A 17,416-nucleotide genomic window follows, 5' to 3' on the forward strand; every position below is an offset into this window, starting at 1 on the left:
ACTCTCTCGACAACCTTCAGCGCTGATCCGCTCCTGAGCGGGTCCCGGGAACGGGTGTGGCACGGTGCCAGCAACCTTGAACAGCTTTTAGCCCGCTAAACACGTGTGCGGGGCCCAGCGGAGGTGATGCCGACCGTGTTTAGCGGGCTAAAAGCGTTGGGAGTCAGACTCGCGCGGGCTTCTCGTCGTCCTTACGGTTGCGGCGAACGGTGTGGACCACGAAGAGGGTGATCACCAGAGCAGCGAGTGCACCGCCCGCGCCCGTCAACGCCACGATGGTCGGTGTCCAGTCGCGGTTCGACGCGGGAGGCATGTCGGAGGGCAGGCTCTCCGCCTGCGCGGGCTGCATGTCTTCTTCGGACGGCACGGTGGCCGTCAACGCCGCCATGGGGTCGATGACGCCGTAACCCACGAAGTTGTCCCGCCCGCCCGAAGCCGCGGGATGTTGCGCCGTGAACTTGATCCGATGCATGACCTCGTAGGCGTTGAGCTTCGGGTACTTCGCACGCACAAGCGCCGCCAACCCGGCCACGTACGGCGCCGCGAAACTGGTTCCCTTGATTTCCTGCGTCTCACCGCCGTCGACCATCAGGTTCGCCAGGCCGTCGGATCCTGGCGCCGGGTCGAGCGAGATGATCCCGGTTCCCGGTGCGGCCACACTGACCCACGGCCCGTGCATGCTGAAGTCGGCCACGCCGCCGGTCTCGTCGATGGCCGCCACGGACAGAACGTCCTCGGCGAACCACGGCGGCGTCACGATGGTCGTGGGGTTCTCGGCCAGCGCTTGGTCGTTCTGCTTGCAGTTGGTCGAGTCCGAGACGTTGCCCGCCGCCGACACGACAACGACGTCCTTGTCCTTGACCGCATAGTTGATGGCGGCCTGGAGTGCCTGTTCGTCCGCGGTGATGGGACCGTTGTTGGGGCGGCAGTTGTTGATGGAGATGTTGATGACCTGCGCGCCCGCGTCAGCCGCTTGGACGATGGCCTTCGCGAGGGTTTTCAACGTGCCGGCGCCCTCGCTGCCTTGGGTACGGCTGTCCTGTGACGGCCCGGTGCCATGGGGCGATCCGCCGCCACCCGAACTCTCGTCCTCGGGCGCGTAGTTCTGGCTGGACTGCCTGATCGACAGGATTTCGACGTCGGGTGCGACGCCGATGAAGCCGATGCGGTCGGGTGTGTTCGCCGCGATGATGCCGGCGACCTCGGTGCCGTGACCGTCACAGTCCTTGAGGCCCTTGTCCCCCCTCACCACGTAGTCGCCGACGCCTTCGACGCCGTGTTTGAAGAAGGAGTGCTCCCTGACTCCGGTGTCGATCACCGCGACCTTGATCGGCTGCCTTGTTTCGGTGTCGACGCCGATGTGGCCCGTGGTCGAGCGCATGAGGTCGTGGACCTCCTTGATGCGCAGGTACCGCTGGCCCCATGGCGCATTCTGGATGTCCTCGTTGTACTCGAGGTTGCGTTCGACGCACCCGACCTTCTGCTCGTATTTCTTGTCCGGTTGCCCGTCACCGGGCGGACGCTGACTCGGATCCACCGGCGGTGGCGTGGCCTGGTAGCCACCGGGGTCCTGGGACGCCGATTCGTCCTGTGCCCAAGCGGGCAGCGGCGCCAACATCGAGCTCCCGATGCCGATGGTGGCGGCGAGCGCCAACGCCCTGTGTCGTTTCATCGTCCGGGCCGAACGCACGCGAACCCCCTGGAAGTCGTGGCGCTTGTGGTCTGTTTCACCCGATGTCGAGGTGGCGCAGTGTGGAGTAGAGCCCCATCACGGCGAGCGCCAGAGGCAGGACCGATGCGATGCATGCGGCTTCGAAAATCTCGACGGCGCGCCTCATCGGCGGGGTGAACCGTTGGTTGGGGAACACGACGCCGAGCACGAGCGCTCCCGCACCGAGCAGGATGATCGTGCCGAACACCCAGATCAGACGGCCTTGTGCGTCTTCCGTCCACATCCACCCGAGCACGATGCCCGCCGCCGCGGCCAGGCCGGTGGTGAGCAGGGCGACGGCCTGGCTGCCGTTGGCATAGGTGCGGGCCCGCAGCAACAGCACCAGCGTGGCGATGACCGCGGTGAGGACGCCCCAGACGTCGCCGGATGTGGCGGTGATCATCGCGGAGACGGCGGTGACGGAGCCGCTGCCGACGAGCAGACCGGTCATGTAGTTGTGTGCGACGCTGGTCTTGCGTTCGATGGAGGAGTAGTCGGGGTAGCCCGTGTCCTCCTTCAGCTCTTCCGCGGTGCCGGGAATGTGGGGCAGGGGCAGCTTCGCCAGCCAGATGGTGGCCCTCGGCAACATGGAGATGCCTGCGAGCGCGACGGCGGCGGTGCCTGCGGCGATGCCGGGCGCGGGGTGGGCGATGAGGGTCGCGATGAGGAAGGCGACGACACCGAACACGCCGGCTGTGGCCGCGGCGATGAACGTCGTGATACCCGTGCCCATCAACAGGATGCAGGCCGCGGCCACGACCACCACCAGGGCGCTGCCGAGAAGCAGGTTGGCTCGGATCGTGGCGTCCGGGACGATGTAGAAGCCGCTGACGAAGGCCAGGGGAAGACCGCCCGCCGCGGCGACCACGACTCCGGTGGCCTGGGCGTCGTACGCCTTGGCGAGGGTGGCGCCCACGGCCACGCAGGCGATGGCGGCGACGCCGGCCGTGATCGCGATGGCGAGGCCGTTGCCGCCGTAGAGCGGGCCACCGAAGAACAACGCCAGTGCGGCGCTGAACAACGCGAGCCCACCGGCGATGTGCCCGATGCGCTGGGCGGTTTCCTTGGTCCACGGCCGGAAACTGTCCGGTTCGGCCTCGGCGATGGCGTCGACGACGTCGTCGTACAGCGGTGGCGGCGGGTTCTCGTTGCGCTTGCGGAGTTGGAGGAGCTCGCCGTCGACGATGCCGAGCGACGCGAGAGTCCGGCTCGGGTCGAGAGGGGCGTCGCCCAGCTTCGCCAGCGCCCAGCCGCCGTGCCGGGCACCGCCGTCGGGGCTCACCTCTTTCGCCATCTCCAGCAACATGGGCATGAGGTCGGCCACTGCCACGTCGGCAGGCAGCGCGACATCGATGCGGGTTCGCGGCGCGACCACCGTGACCCTGCTGAAAACCGTCGTGCCCGTTGCCACCTTTTCGCCCCCTACCTGGAGATTTCGCCGCAGGGTGTTTATACCGCGTCGCGGAAACAACCCGCCTGTGGGCCGGTAACCTTGCCGAACCGGCCCCATGGTGTCGTGATGCCGCCCTAGTATTAACGCACCTGGGCCACATGTGGGGCGGTTCCGGCGAAAGTCGCCGGTGCGCGTTCCCGCGCTGGCCGCCAGTCGCCGAGTCGAAGAGGGGTCCTTTCGGTGAGCACGCTGCAGTTCAAGCGGTCGCCACGGCTGGCTGCTCCCCGGCCGCCGGGTGGCGAGGTTCATCTCGAGCCGCCGCCCGAGGTCCCGAGGACGATCCCCGGCAACATCATCATGAAATTGATGCCGGTGGTCATGGTGGTGGCCATGCTGGGCATGGTCGCCTTCATGTTCATGGCGGGCGGCGCGATGGGACGCAGTCCGTTCTTCCTGATGATGCCGCTGATGATGATGATGTCGATGGTCGGCATGTTCGTCGGCGGCGGAAAGGGCGGCCAGCAGAAGAAGGCCGAGATGAACGAGGACCGCAAGGACTATCTGCGGTACCTCGGACAGATGCGTGACAGGGCGCGCGAGGCGATGATCGACCAGCGCGCTTCCCTGGAATGGGTGCATCCGGATCCCGAGGCGCTGTGGTCCATGGCGTCCACCCGCCGTATGTGGGAGCGGCGCCAGAGCGACCAGGACTTCCTGCACCTGCGTGTGGGCCGGAGTTCCCACCGCCTCGCCACGCGCCTGGTGCCGCCACAGACGGGGCCCGTCGACGAGCTGGAGCCGATCGCCACGCTCGCGTTGCGTCGTTTCGTGCGAGCCCACTCGATCGTGCCTGACCTTCCCACGCAGATCACGCTGCGTGGTTTCGCGGCTGTCGGCATGCAGGGCGACAAGAAGCTCACGCGTGGACTGACCAGGGCGATGCTGGCGCAGCTCGTCACGTTCCACAGTCCCGACGACGTCCTCATCGGTGTCGCCACCACGGGCAGGGCGAAGGAGGAGTGGGAATGGGCCAAGTGGCTGCCCCACGTCCAGCACCCGAGCCTGTCCGACGGCATCGGCCAGTTGCGCATGATGAGCGGCTCCCTGGCGCAGATCGAGCAGTGGCTCGACGAGGAGCTGCGCGACCGGCAACGGTTCTCGCGCAACGCCACGCCCGCGCCCGACCAACCGCACATCGTGATCGTGCTCGACGACGCGGACGTCACCGGTGAGGAACAGATCCTGCTGGAAGAGGGTCTCGTCGGAGTCACCCTCATCGACCTGTCCGACTCGATCGGCAACCTCGCCGCCCGCCGCGGCCTCCGGCTCGTGGTGGAGGAGGAGCGCCTGGGTGCGCGCAGCGCGGGCGGTGTGGAGTGGTTCGGCCGTCCCGACACGCTCAGCGTCGTGGAGGTCGAGGCGCTCGCTCGCAAGGTCTCGCCGTACCGCATGAGCACCGGTGCCGCGGAGGACAGCGAGGAGCAGCCGCTGCTGTCCAACCCGTCGTTGCTGGAACTGCTGGGCATTCCCGGCGACCCGATGACGTTCGATGTGCAGCAGGCATGGCGTCCGAGGCCGGTCCGCGACCGCTACCGCGTGCCGTTCGGTGTCGGCGAGTACGGCCAACCCGTCGAACTCGACATCAAGGAAGCGGCCATGGAGGGCATGGGCCCCCACGGTCTGTGCATCGGTGCCACGGGTTCCGGTAAGTCGGAGTTCCTGCGCACGCTCGTGCTGGGAATGCTGGCCACTCACTCGTCGACGACGTTGAACTTCGTCCTCGTCGACTTCAAGGGTGGTGCCACGTTCCTCGGCCTGGACAAGGCACCGCACGTCTCGGCGGTCATCACCAACCTCGCCGACGAGGTCACGCTGGTCGACCGTATGAAGGACGCGCTCGCGGGCGAGATGAACCGGCGTCAGGAAGCACTGAAGAACGGCGGAAACTTCAAAAACGTCTGGGAATACGAGAAAGCGCGCGAGAACGGCGCCGACCTCGATCCGCTGCCTGCGTTGTTCATCGTGGTCGACGAGTTCTCCGAGCTGTTGTCCGCGAAACCGGACTTCATCGACCTGTTCGTCGCCATCGGACGGTTGGGGCGGTCGCTGCAGATGCACATGCTGCTCGCGTCCCAGCGTCTGGAGGAGGGCAAGCTCCGGGGGCTGGACTCGCACCTGTCCTACCGCATCGGTCTGAAGACGTTCTCCGCGGCGGAGTCGCGGGCCGCGATCGGTGTGCCCGACGCGTTCGAGCTGCCGTCCGTGCCTGGTGGCGGTTACCTGAAGTACGACACCTCCACGCTGGTGCGGTTCAAGGCGTCGTACGTGTCGGGCCCGTACCGGCCCGCGGGTATCAAGACCGCCGCGCCCGGCGCGAAGGTCGTCCGCGCGGACAAGCGCCCGCAGCTGTTCGTGCCCGACTTCGTCGAGCTGCCGAAGGAACCGGAGCCGGTACCCGAGCCTGTCGAGCAGCCGAAGCAGCCGCAGTCGGAGGAAGCCGTCGAACCGAGCGAGCTCGACGTCATCGTCGGCAGGCTCGTGGGGCAGGGGCCACCCGCTCATGAGGTGTGGTTGCCGCCGTTGAAGGAACCGAACTCGTTGGACACGTTGTTGCCGAATCTGAACCCGACCGAGGACCGGGGGTTGTCGCCGGTGGGGTTCTTCGGCAACGGCCGGTTGCAGGTGCCGTTGGGCATCGTGGACCGGCCCTACGAGCAGCGGCGGGATCCGTTGTGGGCGGATTTCTCCGGCGGCGCCGGACATGGGGTGGTCGTGGGAGGTCCGCAGTCGGGCAAGTCCACGATGCTGCGGACGTTGATCATGTCGATGGCGTTGACCCACACGCCGGAGGAGGCGCAGTTCTACTGCATCGACCTCGGGGGTGGCACGCTGGCGGCGCTGGAGGGCCTGCCGCACGTGGGTGGGGTCGCCGTCGCCCGGCGGGAGCCGGACAAGGCGCGACGCATCGTGGCGGAGTTGACCACGCTGGCCAACGAGCGGGAGGCCCGGTTCGGGGCGCTGGGTGTGGACTCGATGAACGACTTCCGCAACCGCAAGCGGCGGGGCGACATCACCGCCGAGCAGGATCCGTTCGGGGATGCGTTCCTCATCGTCGACGGGTGGCGGGCTTTGCGGGACGACTTCGACGAGTTGGAGCCGCAGATCACCAAGCTGGCGGTGCAGGGGTTGACCTACGGCGTGCACGTGGTGATCGCGTCGAACAGGTGGGCCGACATCCGACCGGCGATCAAGGACATGCTCGGCACGCGGTTCGAACTGCGGCTCGGCGACCCCAGCGAATCCGACATCGACCGCAGGGTGGCCGTCAACGTGCCCGCCGGGCGTCCGGGGCGGGGGCTGACCCGCGACAAGCTGCACTTCCTCAGCGGCCTGCCCCGCATCGACGGTTCCAGCAACGACGCCGACGTCGGTGAAGGCGTGGCCGACGCGGTGAAGAAGATCTCGGGTGCGTGGAAGGGCAGGCACGCGCCGCAGGTGCGGCTGCTTCCCGACGTCATGCCGTACGAGGAGCTGCTGCTCCAGGACAAGCACAGGGACAGCAAGCTCATCCCCATCGGTGTCGACGAGGACGAGCTCGCGCCTGTCTATCTGGACTTCAACGCCGATCCGCACTTCCTGGCCTACGCGGACGGGGAGTCGGGCAAGACGAACCTGTTGCGGCAGATCGTGCGGGGTATCACCGACCGGTACACCAAGAAGGAGGCCCTGCTCATCCTGGTGGACTACCGGCGCACCATGCTCGGCTTCGCCGACGGTGACCAGCTCCTCGGGTACGCGGTCTCGGCCAACCAGCTCGACGGCATGATGAAGGAGGTCGCGCAGTCGATGGCCAAGCGACTGCCCGGCCCCGACGTGACTCCGCAGCAGTTGAAGGACCGGTCGTGGTGGACCGGGCCGGAGCTGTTCGTGGTGGTCGACGACTACGACCTCGTGGCTACCTCGACCAACAACCCGCTGCGCCCGCTCGCCGAGTACCTCCCCCAGGCCAAGGACGTCGGCCTGCATGTGGTGGTCGCCCGCCGCACCGGTGGTGCCGCCCGTACCGGCATGGACCCGATCATCGGGAAGCTGAAGGAACTCGCCATGCCGGGCCTGGTGATGAACGGGTCGAAGGACGAGGGCCAGTTGCTCGGCAATGTGAAGGCGGGTCCCATGCCGCCGGGACGCGGGTACTTCGTCAGCCGCAAGGTGGGTAAGAAGCTCATGCACGTCTCGTGGATCGCGCCTGAATGAGGTGGTGGCGTACGGTCGCCCGGTCCGGCGTCCGTACGCCACCATGTTCTCTCGACACGATTCGGCGGACGGACTCCGACAAGGTGATGGGGTAGGCCCAACGACTGGCAGGAGCGGCTGGTGACACTGCGGGTGGCGGTGGACTTCGGGACATCGAGCACCTGTGTCGTCGCATCGGTTAACGGCCGCGAACCTCAGGTCGTGGTCGTGGACGGGCAGCCGCTCATGCCCTCGGCGGTGTACGCCGCGCAGGACGGCACGGTCTTCGTGGGGCAGGAAGCCGAGCGACAGGCAGCTGTCGACCCGTCGCGGTTCGAGCCGCATCCGAAGCGGCGTATCGACGAGGGCGAGCTGCTCCTCGGTGACACGGTCCTGAGCGTGGTGGACGTCGTGCACGCCGTGTTGCGGCGCGCGGTGTCGGAGGCACGCCGGATCGCGGGAAACGTCGAGGTCTCGCTGCTGGTACTGACCCATCCCGCGGAGTGGGGTGCGCTGCGTACCCGGCTGCTGCGGCAGGCGGCAGGGCGGTTGGCCCACGAGGTCGCGTTGGTTCCGGAGCCGGTGGCGGCCGCCGTATACCACGCGGCGACGTTCGCTCCGGCTGAGGTGAACCAGGAGCGAACCGTCGAGTTCAGCGGCCGCCCCGGCGACGCCATGGCGGTGCTGGATCTCGGGGGCGGCACCGTCGACGTCAGCGTGGTACGGCGTGCGCAACTCAACGGGCAGAACCGGTTCGAGGTGCTGGCGACGCGTGGAGACCCGAGTTTCGGCGGTGCGGACATCGACCAAGCCCTGCTGGAACACGTCGGATCGCTGGTGTCCAAGGCCGACCCGGCTGCCTGGGAGCAGCTCGTGCAGGGACGCGAGCTGGCCGACCGGCGCCGCCGACGCGTGTTGAGGCAGGACGTTCGGGGCGCCAAGGAGACGTTGTCACGGCACGCGTACACCGACGTGCCGATGCCGCCGCCGTTCGCGGACGCTCACGTGACGCGTGAGGACCTGGAACAGCTTGTGCGGACGCCGTTGGGACGGGCCGCCGAACTCGCGAGAGCGACGATCGAGGAAGCGGGACTGCGCCCGCAGCAGTTGACAGCCATCTTCCTCGTCGGCGGGTCGAGCCGGATTCCGATGGTGTCGAGGCTCGTGCACGAGCGGACGGGAGTGGTCCCCACCTCGCTCGACCAGCCGGAAACCGTCGTCGCCCGCGGTGCACTGCGCGCGGTGCAGCTGCTGCCCGACCGGACGGGAGTGTTGCCGGGCACCATGGCCGCGCGTTTCGCGGGCAAAACGTTGCCGCAGAGCGATCACCGCACCGAAGTCGTGGCCAAGCCCGGGGGATCGCCGGGGCAGAGGGGTCAGCAGAACGTCGGCCGAGCGCCGATGCCCGCACCGAGGGCCCCCGGCCCCGCGAGCCGGCCACCTGCTCCGAGAGGACCACTGCTCGCGCCGCCGTCTCCGCCTCGGGGACAACCGATGCCGGCGTCGTCTCACGCCATGCCGCCGCCCGGGCAGACCGGTGTCCGGAGGCGGAACCGTATCGCGATCGCGGCCGTGGTGACCGTGTTGGCGCTCGTGGCCACCGTGGTGGCGTTGACGCTCGCCATCGCCGAAGGAGGCGACCAGCCGGAGTCACAGGGGCGCACCTACGCGCAGTACTCGTACAAGTTCGTCGCTCCGGACGACTGGACGCAGACGGGTGACAACGTCGAGGCCCGGCAGGTGGTCGTGAAGCCGCAGGAGGCCCAGACCCCCGCCGACGACGATCTCGTGGTGGTCCAGGAGATCGTGTTGCCGTACGACGGCGGGGCGCAACGACAGCGTTTGGCCCGCGAACTTCGTGAGCTGACGAGCTCGAACCCCGGCGTCTACTCCGACTTCTCGGAGCACTACGAGTACGCGGACCGCGACGTCATCCATTACCGGGAGGACAAACCCGCCGCCACGGTGCACTGGTACGTCCTCGCGCACGGCACCGCGCAGGTGAGCGTCGGTTGTCAGGAAGCGCAGGTGCCAGCGCGGGTCCGTGTCGCCTGCGAGCAGATCGTCCGCACGCTCGAGTTCACCAACTGACGGCTTCTACGTCGTGTTTAGCGGGCAAAATCCGGTGTGGGGGCCGCAGTTCCCACAGGTTCCTGGGTTCACGTTCACGCTCGCAACTACTTGGCCATTTTGGGCGACAACGCGGAACCGGGCATGGCACTGTCTCCGTCGTAGAGCCAGTACGAACGAAGTACGGCACCCACGAGCGAAGGGGGTAACACCCGATGGCAGGCGGTTTCACCGGGACACCGGAGCAGTTCCAGCAGGCTTACCAGGACGTCGACCAGATCAAGGCGTCGATGGACCAGAACCTCAACCAGCTCCGCAGCAACATCGAGGCGACCCAGGCCGGCTGGCAGGGCGAGGCGGCGAAGGCCTTCCAGAACGTGATGGCCGCCTTCGACGAGAAGAACCGCAAGCTGAACGAGGCGCTCGCCAACATCGGTGAGCTGCTCCAGCAGTCCGGTGTGAAGTACCAGCAGGCGGAAGAGGAGCAGAACGCCGCGATCAGCAACATCGGCAACGCGCTCGGCGGCCTCTGATCCACTGCAATCCTCGACCATCCACAGACTTTTCACTGAACGGGAGGAACAATGCCGAACGGCATCGTCGTTGATTACGCCACCATCCACACCGCGGCTGAGGACTGCCAGCGCACCGGTTCGGAGCTGGAGGCCCTGTTCGAGGACCTCAAGTCCCGGCTGGCCCCGCTCGTCGACTCCTGGAGCGGTGACGCCATGGAGGCGTGGCAGCAGTGCCAGAACGAGTGGAACCAGTCGCTCGACGAAATGAAGCAGGTCCTGGCTCAGATCGCCACCGCTCTGCCGCAGATCGCCGACGGCTACCAGTCCACCGACAAGAGCATCCAGGGCATGTTCTGATCCTGGACACGACGAACCGGGCTTGCCACGGCAGGCCCGGTTTTTTTTTCGTGCCGTTGATCAGTGGGGCGCACCGACCTCGTACTGGGGCTTGTCGTTGAGGATGCGGATGCTGACGGTCCTCTGCCTGCCGGCCACGTCGACCGTGCAGTCGAACGTGTGCCCGGTGGTGATCTGCTGGTCCTCCGGACAGCTGACGTTGCTGACGTCGTGCTCGCCGTAACTCTCCCGCAGGACGGTGGTGACGCCCTCATGCAGTGAGGCCTGGTCGAGCACGTCGCCGGAGAAGACACCGCTGAACCACGCGGCGGCTCCGCCACCTGCCAACAGCACGAGCGCGGTGGCCCCGATGATCCACGGCTTGCGTGACCTGGCACGTTTCGCGGGCGAATTGCCGTCGAACGCACCGAACCCGCCGTACTCGGACGCGAAGGACCCTCCGAACGCCGGAGTCGCCTGCGGGGGCGCGGCGTAGGGGTGCGGCTGTTGCGGGACCTGCCCGCTGGGAGGTCCCTGCGGGCCTTGCGGCTGCCACCACTGAGGCGCGCCGGGTGGCTGTGTCATGTGTCTTCCTCGTGTGCTCGTCCGGACTGCCTGTACAGCTCACTCACGACTGCTGGTGATCTCGGCCATTCGGTCGTAGAACTCGTCGATCTCCTTGTCGGTGGTGAGCTCGGTCACCTCGTCGGGAGACGGCACGGCGGGGATCTCGTGCTCGGTCGGCGGTTCGAGGACCTCGTAGTGCTGCTTGATCTCGACCTCGTTGCCGTTGTCGGCCAGCAGGCCGTTCATCTCGATCTCTTTCAGATCGCCCTCGGGGCTGAGCAGGATGCGGGTGTCGATCACCTTGTCGAGCAGCGACTCCGGGATCTCCTCCAGCAGCCAGTCGGGGAGCACGACGATTCGCTCCTCCAGGAAGATCCGCAGCGGCATGCCGATGGTGAGTTCCGTGCTGCCGTCGGCGAGGCTCTTCGCGGCCTTGTCCACCTCGGTGCTCTCCATGGAGCGGTTGACCGCGGTGAAGATCTTGCAGACGGTGAGGTATCCGCCCCAGAAGCAGATGTCGAGCCCCTGACCGCTGTACGGCATCGACACCCACGGTGTCGGAGCGAGTGACTCGTAGTCGGGGCCGAGCAGGGTGTACTCGACGTCGCTGCCCGCGGGCAGGAGGAAGTCGCGGTAGTCGGCGGAGTTCCGGTTGGAGTGGTTCTTGTAGAAGCGCGTGGGGGGACTTCCGACCTGGATGGCCGTCACCGTGTTGTCACTCTTGAGCTCGCCGACGCGCATGAACGAGCGGAGCCTGCTCTTGCGAGGTTCGTTCTCGCCGAGGTCGTCGGCCAGCCGTTCGAGTGTGGAGGAGAACTTCGTTCCGACGTATTTCGCAACGCCGTCACCGTCCGGAATCGGTTCGCCCACGCGTCCGGTGGCGCAGCCGGCAGCGAGCAACAGAACGGCACCCAGTGCGACGACTCTGCGCAGTCGTTGTCTCATTGTCCATCCCCCTGGGGTGTCATGTCGGCGCGCTGGGGGAGAGATTAGTATGTCCGACGGTGCGGACCCCCGGGTTCACCCTCTTCTCGGCGACCGGGTATCTTCACTTGTTGTTGTGCGCGCACGAGCGGCACGCGCCAAGCCTGCATTGACCCACAAGCAACAGTTGACGACGAGGTAGACCCTTGCCCACGTACAGCCCTAAGCCCGGCGATGTCACTCGTGCCTGGCACGTGATCGACGCCGAGGATGTCGTGCTCGGCCGGCTGGCGACCGAGGTCGCTACGCTGCTGCGCGGCAAGCACAAGCCCACCTACGCCCCGCACGTGGACACCGGTGACTTCGTCATCATCGTCAATGCTGACAAGGTGGCGCTCACCGGTAACAAGCGCGAGCAGAAGTTCGCGTACCGGCACAGCGGTTACCCCGGTGGTCTGCGTAAGCGCTCGTTCGGCGAGCTGCTCGAGACCCGCCCGGAGCGACTGGTCGAGAAGGTCGTGAAGGGCATGCTGCCGAAGAACAAGTTGGGCCGCGCCCAGGCGAAGAAGCTCAAGGTCTACGCCGGGCCGGAGCACCCTCACGCCGCGCAGAAGCCCCAGCCGCACGAGATCACCAAGATCGCTCAGGTGACCCAGTGAGTGAGGAACAGTCTGTGACCAGCACCGAGACCGAGGCCGCCTACGACGCGGTCGTGACCAGCGAGACGCCTGCCGCACCGAAGCCGTCTCGGGCTGCCGGTGGTACCGCGCAGACGGTCGGCCGTCGCAAGGAGGCGGTCGTCCGGGTGCGCATGGTTCCCGGTAGCGGCGAGTTCAAGCTCAACGGCAAGAGCCTCGAGGAGTACTTCCCGAACAAGGTTCACCAGCAGCTGATCCGCGAGCCGCTGGTCACCGTCGAGAAGCCCGAGTCGTTCGACATCCACGCCAACCTCGACGGTGGCGGGATCTCCGGCCAGGCAGGCGCGCTCCGGCTCGCCATCGCGCGGGCGCTCGCCCAGATCGACGGCGACGACCGCCCCGCGCTGAAGAAGGCCGGGTTCCTGACGCGTGACGCTCGTGCCACCGAGCGTAAGAAGTACGGTCTCAAGAAGGCCCGCAAGGCGCCGCAGTACAGCAAGCGCTGATCCGAGTTTCATCCGAACGCCCATCCGCTCGCCGGGTGGGCGTTCGGCTTTTTGTGGGAGTCCGTGTGGCGCCGACCGCGTTCAGCCCGCGAAAGATGGTCGGGGCGGGCATCGTCACCGTGTTTAGCGGACTGAATACGGTCGGGTGGCTGGTGCGGACACGGGCGTGCATCGTGGAATCGCTAGGTTGTTCTGGTCGGTTCGCTTTGCTCGCGATGACGGAGGTCGACGGATAATGGCTCGCCTATTCGGCACGGACGGGGTTCGCGGCCTCGCCAACGACGAGCTCACCCCCGAGCTGGCTCTGGCGGTCGCCGCCAGTTCGGCGCGGGTGCTCGCCGCCCACGACCGCTCCCACCGGCCGTTGGCGGTCGTCGGCAGGGACCCGAGGGCGAGCGGTGAAATGCTGGAGGCTGCCGTTGTCGCCGGGCTGACGTCGGCGGGCGCGGACGTGCTGCGGTTGGGTGTCCTCCCCACACCTGCGGTCGCTCATCTTGTCACCGAGCTGTCCGCCGACCTCGGTGTGATGATCTCGGCCTCCCACAATCCGATGCCCGACAACGGCATCAAGCTGTTCGGTGAGGGCGGGCACAAGCTGCCCGACGGCATCGAGGACGAGATTCAACTCGGGTTGAACGCGCCGGGGCCCCGTCCGACCGGTGCCCAGATCGGCCGCGTCTCGGACGTCACCGACGCCGTCGACCGCTACGTCGCCCACCTGCTGGACACCACACCGACGTCGCTGGCCGGTCTCCGCATCGTCGTGGACTGCGCCAACGGCGCGTCCTCCGTCGCCGCCCCCGAGGCGTACCGGAAAGCGGGCGCGGAGGTGATCGCCCTCCATGCCGAACCGGATGGCGTGAACATCAACGACGGGTGCGGTTCCACACACCCTGAGGTCCTGGCTGCCGCGGTGGTGGAGCACGGCGCCGACCTGGGTATCGCCCACGACGGCGACGCGGACCGCTGCCTCGCGGTGGACGCCGACGGCCGCCTCGTCGACGGCGACCAGATCATGGCCGTCCTCGCCGTCGGCATGGCCGAGGCGGGCGAGCTTGCCGGTGACACTCTCGTCGCCACGGTGATGAGCAACCTCGGTCTGCACCTGGCGATGAAGGAGCACGGGATCACGGTGCGCACCACGGCGGTCGGCGACCGTTACGTTCTCGAGGAGTTGCGGGCCGGTGGCTACGCGCTCGGTGGGGAGCAGTCAGGGCACGTCGTGTTGCCGGAGTACGCCACCACCGGTGACGGCCTGCTCACCGCGTTGCGGCTGCTGAGTCGGATGTCGGAGACCGGCAGGTCGCTGCGTGAACTGGCGGCGGTGATGCGCAGGTTGCCGCAGGTGCTGGTCAACGTACCGGTCACGGACAAGAACACCGTGGCTGACGCGCCCGCGGTGAAGGACGCCGTTGCGTCGGTGACGGCCGAACTGGGTGACGAGGGCAGGGTGCTCCTGCGCCCGTCGGGAACCGAACAGCTGATCAGGGTGATGGTGGAGGCCCCGGACGCCGACACCGCGCAGGTGGCCGCCGACCGGCTCGCCGGTGTCGTCGCCTCGGTGGGGTGAGCCAGGCCGCCTGGACGGCTTCCTCTGAAGGAAAGCGGCAATCGACCCCGTGGTCCGCTGGTCAATAGGTAACCTCTTCGTGTGGCTGTGATGTGCAATATCGCAGCAGTAGGCAAGTCGTCGAGAGAGCACGCGAGGGGGCACCGTGGCGGGCGGTCAGACCGTCGATCCAGGGAAGTTGAATGCGGCGGGTACGGCCTATGAGCAGGTGGGTGGGGAACTCGTCGACGAGGCGAGCCGCATCGAGACCGGGGTGTCCAGCGCGCAGTTCGGCAAGGCGTGGACCCATGCTGGATCCCACTACGCCGATGCGATCAAGCTGTACAAGGACCGCGTGAAAAGCCACGGTGACAAGGCCACTGATTTCGGTGATCGGTTGTCCAAGGCGGCGAAATCCTACGAGGACGGCGAGGCTGTCAGCACTGACATGATCGCCTCGAAGCAGGTGTGAGCGTGTATCCAACCCCGTGGGAAGTGCAGGAGACCAAGGAACGCGCCAACGAGGAGTTCACCTCCGACGAGCTCGACTACATGCGGTCGATGCTCGATGACGAGGATGTGTCCAGCGAAGTCAAGAACAACTTCCTCTACGCACTGTCGAATGCCGGCCGTCTGAGTGAGGAAGAGATCGACCGTTACGCGCCTCAGGTCGGCGCCGACGCCCAAGACGTCAAATGGGGCGGCCGTGACGTCGACGAGAACATGCGCAACGCCCGGACCGCGCTCGGCACCGCGCGATCCGAGAATCTCGACGCCGACGTGCGCCGTGCGTATGACGGTTTGGGCACAGGTGGGTTTTCCACATCGGACGAAATCATCGACCAGACCGAGGTCGTGATCCAGTGGTTCGAGCAGTTCTACTCACGTTACGAGGCTGCTCAGCAGGTCATCGAAACGTCCGTCGTCCCGGAGACGGAGCGCCGCGAACTGCCGACAGCGGACGTCAGCGCCTTCACCGGGGGCGGCGACGAGTTCGGCACCGCCGAGTACACGCACTCGGGAATCGATCCGCAGAGTCTGCGAGCCGGACTGGACGAGTTCCGCGGTATCGATTTCGCCGCCTTCCGAGCTGACGCGGAAATGTTGCGGTCGGCAGGTGCTGCCGTGGCCGACAAGGCCGCCGCACTCGACTCGGCCTGGAAGGGCACCGACGACTGGACAGGCGACGCCAAGGCCGCGGCCGAGCAGGTAAACAAGACCCTGTCGGAGGGCTCGGAGACATTGCAGGATGCGCTGACCACTGCGGCGGACGGGATCGACGAGGTGACAGCGATTCAAGAGGAGACGGTCGTCCGCTTCTCGGAGGAGCTGTTCCGGCTCTACGGCAGCGGCAAGATGGGCGAGTTGACCGTGGCCGACGTCGACGAGGCGCTTGGCACCGTCCACCTGGCCTCAGCGATGCTTGACTCGTGGGGCGGATCCTTTCTCGCGGGAATCCGAGATGCATACACCGAAGCACAAGATCAGGCGAAGGAAGTGCTCTCCGGCTTTTGCCAGACCTACCAGAGCTTGGCAGGTCAGGTGCATGAGCAGGCTGCAGCTCATGTCGAGCACATAAACAACAACTACGGCGTGATCGTGCAGGGGCTGAGTCAAGCGATTCAGACAGACCCAGCTGCGGACATGGACATGGGAGGGGACGTTCAGAGCCCAGGTCCTGACATGGGAGGCCCCGGTGGCGCACCTGGTGGCGGTATGCCGGGTGGTGGCGTGCCAGGAGGCGGGGCCCCCGGTGGCGGGGCCCCCGGCGGAGGAGCCCTGGGCGGTGGAGCCACGGTCCCGAGCGCGGAGGAACTCCTCGGTGAGCAGCCTGACACGGCGACCAATCCCGTGACTGGCGAGCCGCTCGAGGTCGACCCGGCAACTGGCGAGCCTTATCCCATCGACCCCGAGACAGGCGAGGCGATCACGGATGCGGACGGGCCGGGCACGCTGACGGTCGAGCAAGGTGACCAGAAGTTCACCATGACGGAGCCCGGTGAGGACGGAACGATGAGCATCACCGTCGAGGGCGGCGACGGTGAACCCGGCGAGTACCGGCTGGACTTCGGGACTGAGTCCGAACTCGGTGAGGCACCGGGCGGGGATGGGGTCGAGGAGTTCGGCCCACAGGGTTCTGGTGGTGAAGCGCAGCAGGTTTACCGGCCGGGTCCAGACGGCAAGATCCATGTGAAGGATGGGGATCTCGAGATCACTGCTGAACAGCCGGAAGGCCCCGACGGTCCGACAGTGGTCACGGTCGACAACGGCAAGGGTGACCCCGTGACCTACACCCTCGGCGCTGACCAGGAGGGGCAGGTGTTACCCGCGGAAGAAGGCGTGCGTGTGATGCCGGCTCATGCGGATCCTGACCTCGACCCCCGCCGCGCAGCCGAACCTCCGACCGAGGCCAGTGGGGGTCAGGGTGGGGGCAACCCCGGAAGTGGTCCGGTGGATGCTGCGTCTGCCTCCACAGCGGGGCTTCCGGATGCGTCCGCCGGTGCGGCTCCCTCGTTCGACGGGAACAGCGACGCACCTGATGAGGCCTTCGCCGGAGATGACAGCGGATCCAGTGCCACACACGCGGCTGCCGTTGGCGGGGGCGGGAATGCCTTCGGTGGTGGCGGTGGTGGTGGTGAGCTGTTCGGGGAGGACTCGGACGGCTCCGGCCCGTCCCGGTCATCAGGCGCGGGACTTGGTGTGGCACCAGGTGGTGAGGCACCTGCAGCGGTGGCGCAGGGAAGCGGTGGTGCGGTCTCGAGCGGTGGTGGCATGGGCATGATGGGCGGCATGGGCGCTATGGGGGGCGGCGCTGGTGGCGGTCAGGGTGGTGACCAGGAACGGAGCTCGAACGCGTACCGCATCGACGGCAACATCTTCGAAGTCTCGAGTGGAGCTATACGAGTCAGCGGAGTGCTTGGCGAAAGCAACGAGGTACCGGTGCGGTTCAGCCGCTGATGACTGACGCGGTGGA

13 protein-coding genes are annotated in these 17,416 nt (G+C 67.0%); 9 read left to right on the top strand and 4 right to left on the bottom strand.

The annotated features are described in order from the left end of the window. Positions 1-163 precede the first annotated feature (163 nt). Positions 164-1,672, bottom strand: a complete 1,509-nt coding sequence (gene mycP / locus SACCYDRAFT_RS02595) for a type VII secretion-associated serine protease mycosin (protein WP_232283767.1) — start codon at positions 1,670-1,672, stop codon at positions 164-166. A gap of 55 nt (positions 1,673-1,727) precedes the next feature. Further along, positions 1,728-3,122 (bottom strand): type VII secretion integral membrane protein EccD, encoded by a 1,395-nt coding sequence (gene eccD, locus SACCYDRAFT_RS02600; RefSeq protein ID WP_005453309.1) that lies wholly within the window; start codon positions 3,120-3,122, stop codon positions 1,728-1,730. A 222-nt stretch (positions 3,123-3,344) separates the two neighbouring features. On the opposite strand from eccD, the gene SACCYDRAFT_RS02605 reads away from it, so the two are divergent. The 4 genes from SACCYDRAFT_RS02605 (at position 3,345) to SACCYDRAFT_RS02620 (ending at position 10,279) form a co-directional block, all read left to right on the top strand. Next, entirely contained in the window at positions 3,345-7,358 is a 4,014-nt protein-coding gene (locus SACCYDRAFT_RS02605) for a type VII secretion protein EccC (protein WP_005453311.1), read from the top strand. Between the two features lie 120 nt (positions 7,359-7,478). Next, positions 7,479-9,428 carry a type VII secretion-associated protein gene (locus SACCYDRAFT_RS02610; RefSeq protein WP_005453313.1) on the top strand — a complete coding sequence of 650 codons (1,950 nt, stop codon included), beginning with the start codon at positions 7,479-7,481 and terminating at the stop codon, positions 9,426-9,428. A gap of 194 nt (positions 9,429-9,622) precedes the next feature. Beyond that, positions 9,623-9,940 (top strand): WXG100 family type VII secretion target, encoded by a 318-nt coding sequence (locus tag SACCYDRAFT_RS02615; RefSeq protein WP_005453314.1) that lies wholly within the window; start codon positions 9,623-9,625, stop codon positions 9,938-9,940. 51 nt (positions 9,941-9,991) lie between these two features. After that, positions 9,992-10,279 carry a WXG100 family type VII secretion target gene (locus SACCYDRAFT_RS02620; RefSeq protein WP_005453316.1) on the top strand — a complete coding sequence of 96 codons (288 nt, stop codon included), beginning with the start codon at positions 9,992-9,994 and terminating at the stop codon, positions 10,277-10,279. Between the two features lie 60 nt (positions 10,280-10,339). On the opposite strand, the gene SACCYDRAFT_RS02625 is transcribed toward SACCYDRAFT_RS02620, so the two are convergent. Beyond that, positions 10,340-10,843: a DUF4333 domain-containing protein gene (locus SACCYDRAFT_RS02625; RefSeq protein WP_005453318.1), complete on the bottom strand. Its 504-nt coding sequence runs from the start codon at positions 10,841-10,843 to the stop codon at positions 10,340-10,342. Between the two features lie 39 nt (positions 10,844-10,882). Next, complete coding sequence (locus tag SACCYDRAFT_RS02630; protein WP_005453320.1) at positions 10,883-11,770, bottom strand: hypothetical protein; 888 nt, start codon at positions 11,768-11,770, stop codon at positions 10,883-10,885. Between the two features lie 185 nt (positions 11,771-11,955). Between SACCYDRAFT_RS02630 and rplM the strand changes: the two genes are divergently transcribed. The 5 genes from rplM (at position 11,956) to SACCYDRAFT_RS02655 (ending at position 17,400) form a co-directional block, all read left to right on the top strand. Then, positions 11,956-12,408, top strand: coding sequence for a 50S ribosomal protein L13 (rplM, locus tag SACCYDRAFT_RS02635; RefSeq protein ID WP_005453322.1), 453 nt, complete (start codon positions 11,956-11,958; stop codon positions 12,406-12,408). 14 nt (positions 12,409-12,422) lie between these two features. After that, entirely contained in the window at positions 12,423-12,893 is a 471-nt protein-coding gene (gene rpsI / locus SACCYDRAFT_RS02640; RefSeq protein WP_005453324.1) for a 30S ribosomal protein S9, read from the top strand. A 235-nt stretch (positions 12,894-13,128) separates the two neighbouring features. Next, positions 13,129-14,463: a phosphoglucosamine mutase gene (glmM, locus tag SACCYDRAFT_RS02645; RefSeq protein WP_005453329.1), complete on the top strand. Its 1,335-nt coding sequence runs from the start codon at positions 13,129-13,131 to the stop codon at positions 14,461-14,463. Positions 14,464-14,608: 145 nt separating this feature from the next. Next, entirely contained in the window at positions 14,609-14,914 is a 306-nt protein-coding gene (locus SACCYDRAFT_RS02650; protein WP_005453330.1) for a hypothetical protein, read from the top strand. Positions 14,915-14,937: 23 nt separating this feature from the next. Continuing rightward, the gene (locus SACCYDRAFT_RS02655) at positions 14,938-17,400 is read left to right on the top strand and encodes a hypothetical protein (protein ID WP_157606458.1); all 2,463 of its coding nucleotides are present in this window, start codon (positions 14,938-14,940) and stop codon (positions 17,398-17,400) included. Positions 17,401-17,416: the final 16 nt, after the last annotated feature.

Origin of the sequence: Saccharomonospora cyanea NA-134 (assembly GCF_000244975.1) — a bacterium.
Taxonomy (GTDB): Bacteria; Actinomycetota; Actinomycetes; order Mycobacteriales; family Pseudonocardiaceae; genus Saccharomonospora; species Saccharomonospora cyanea.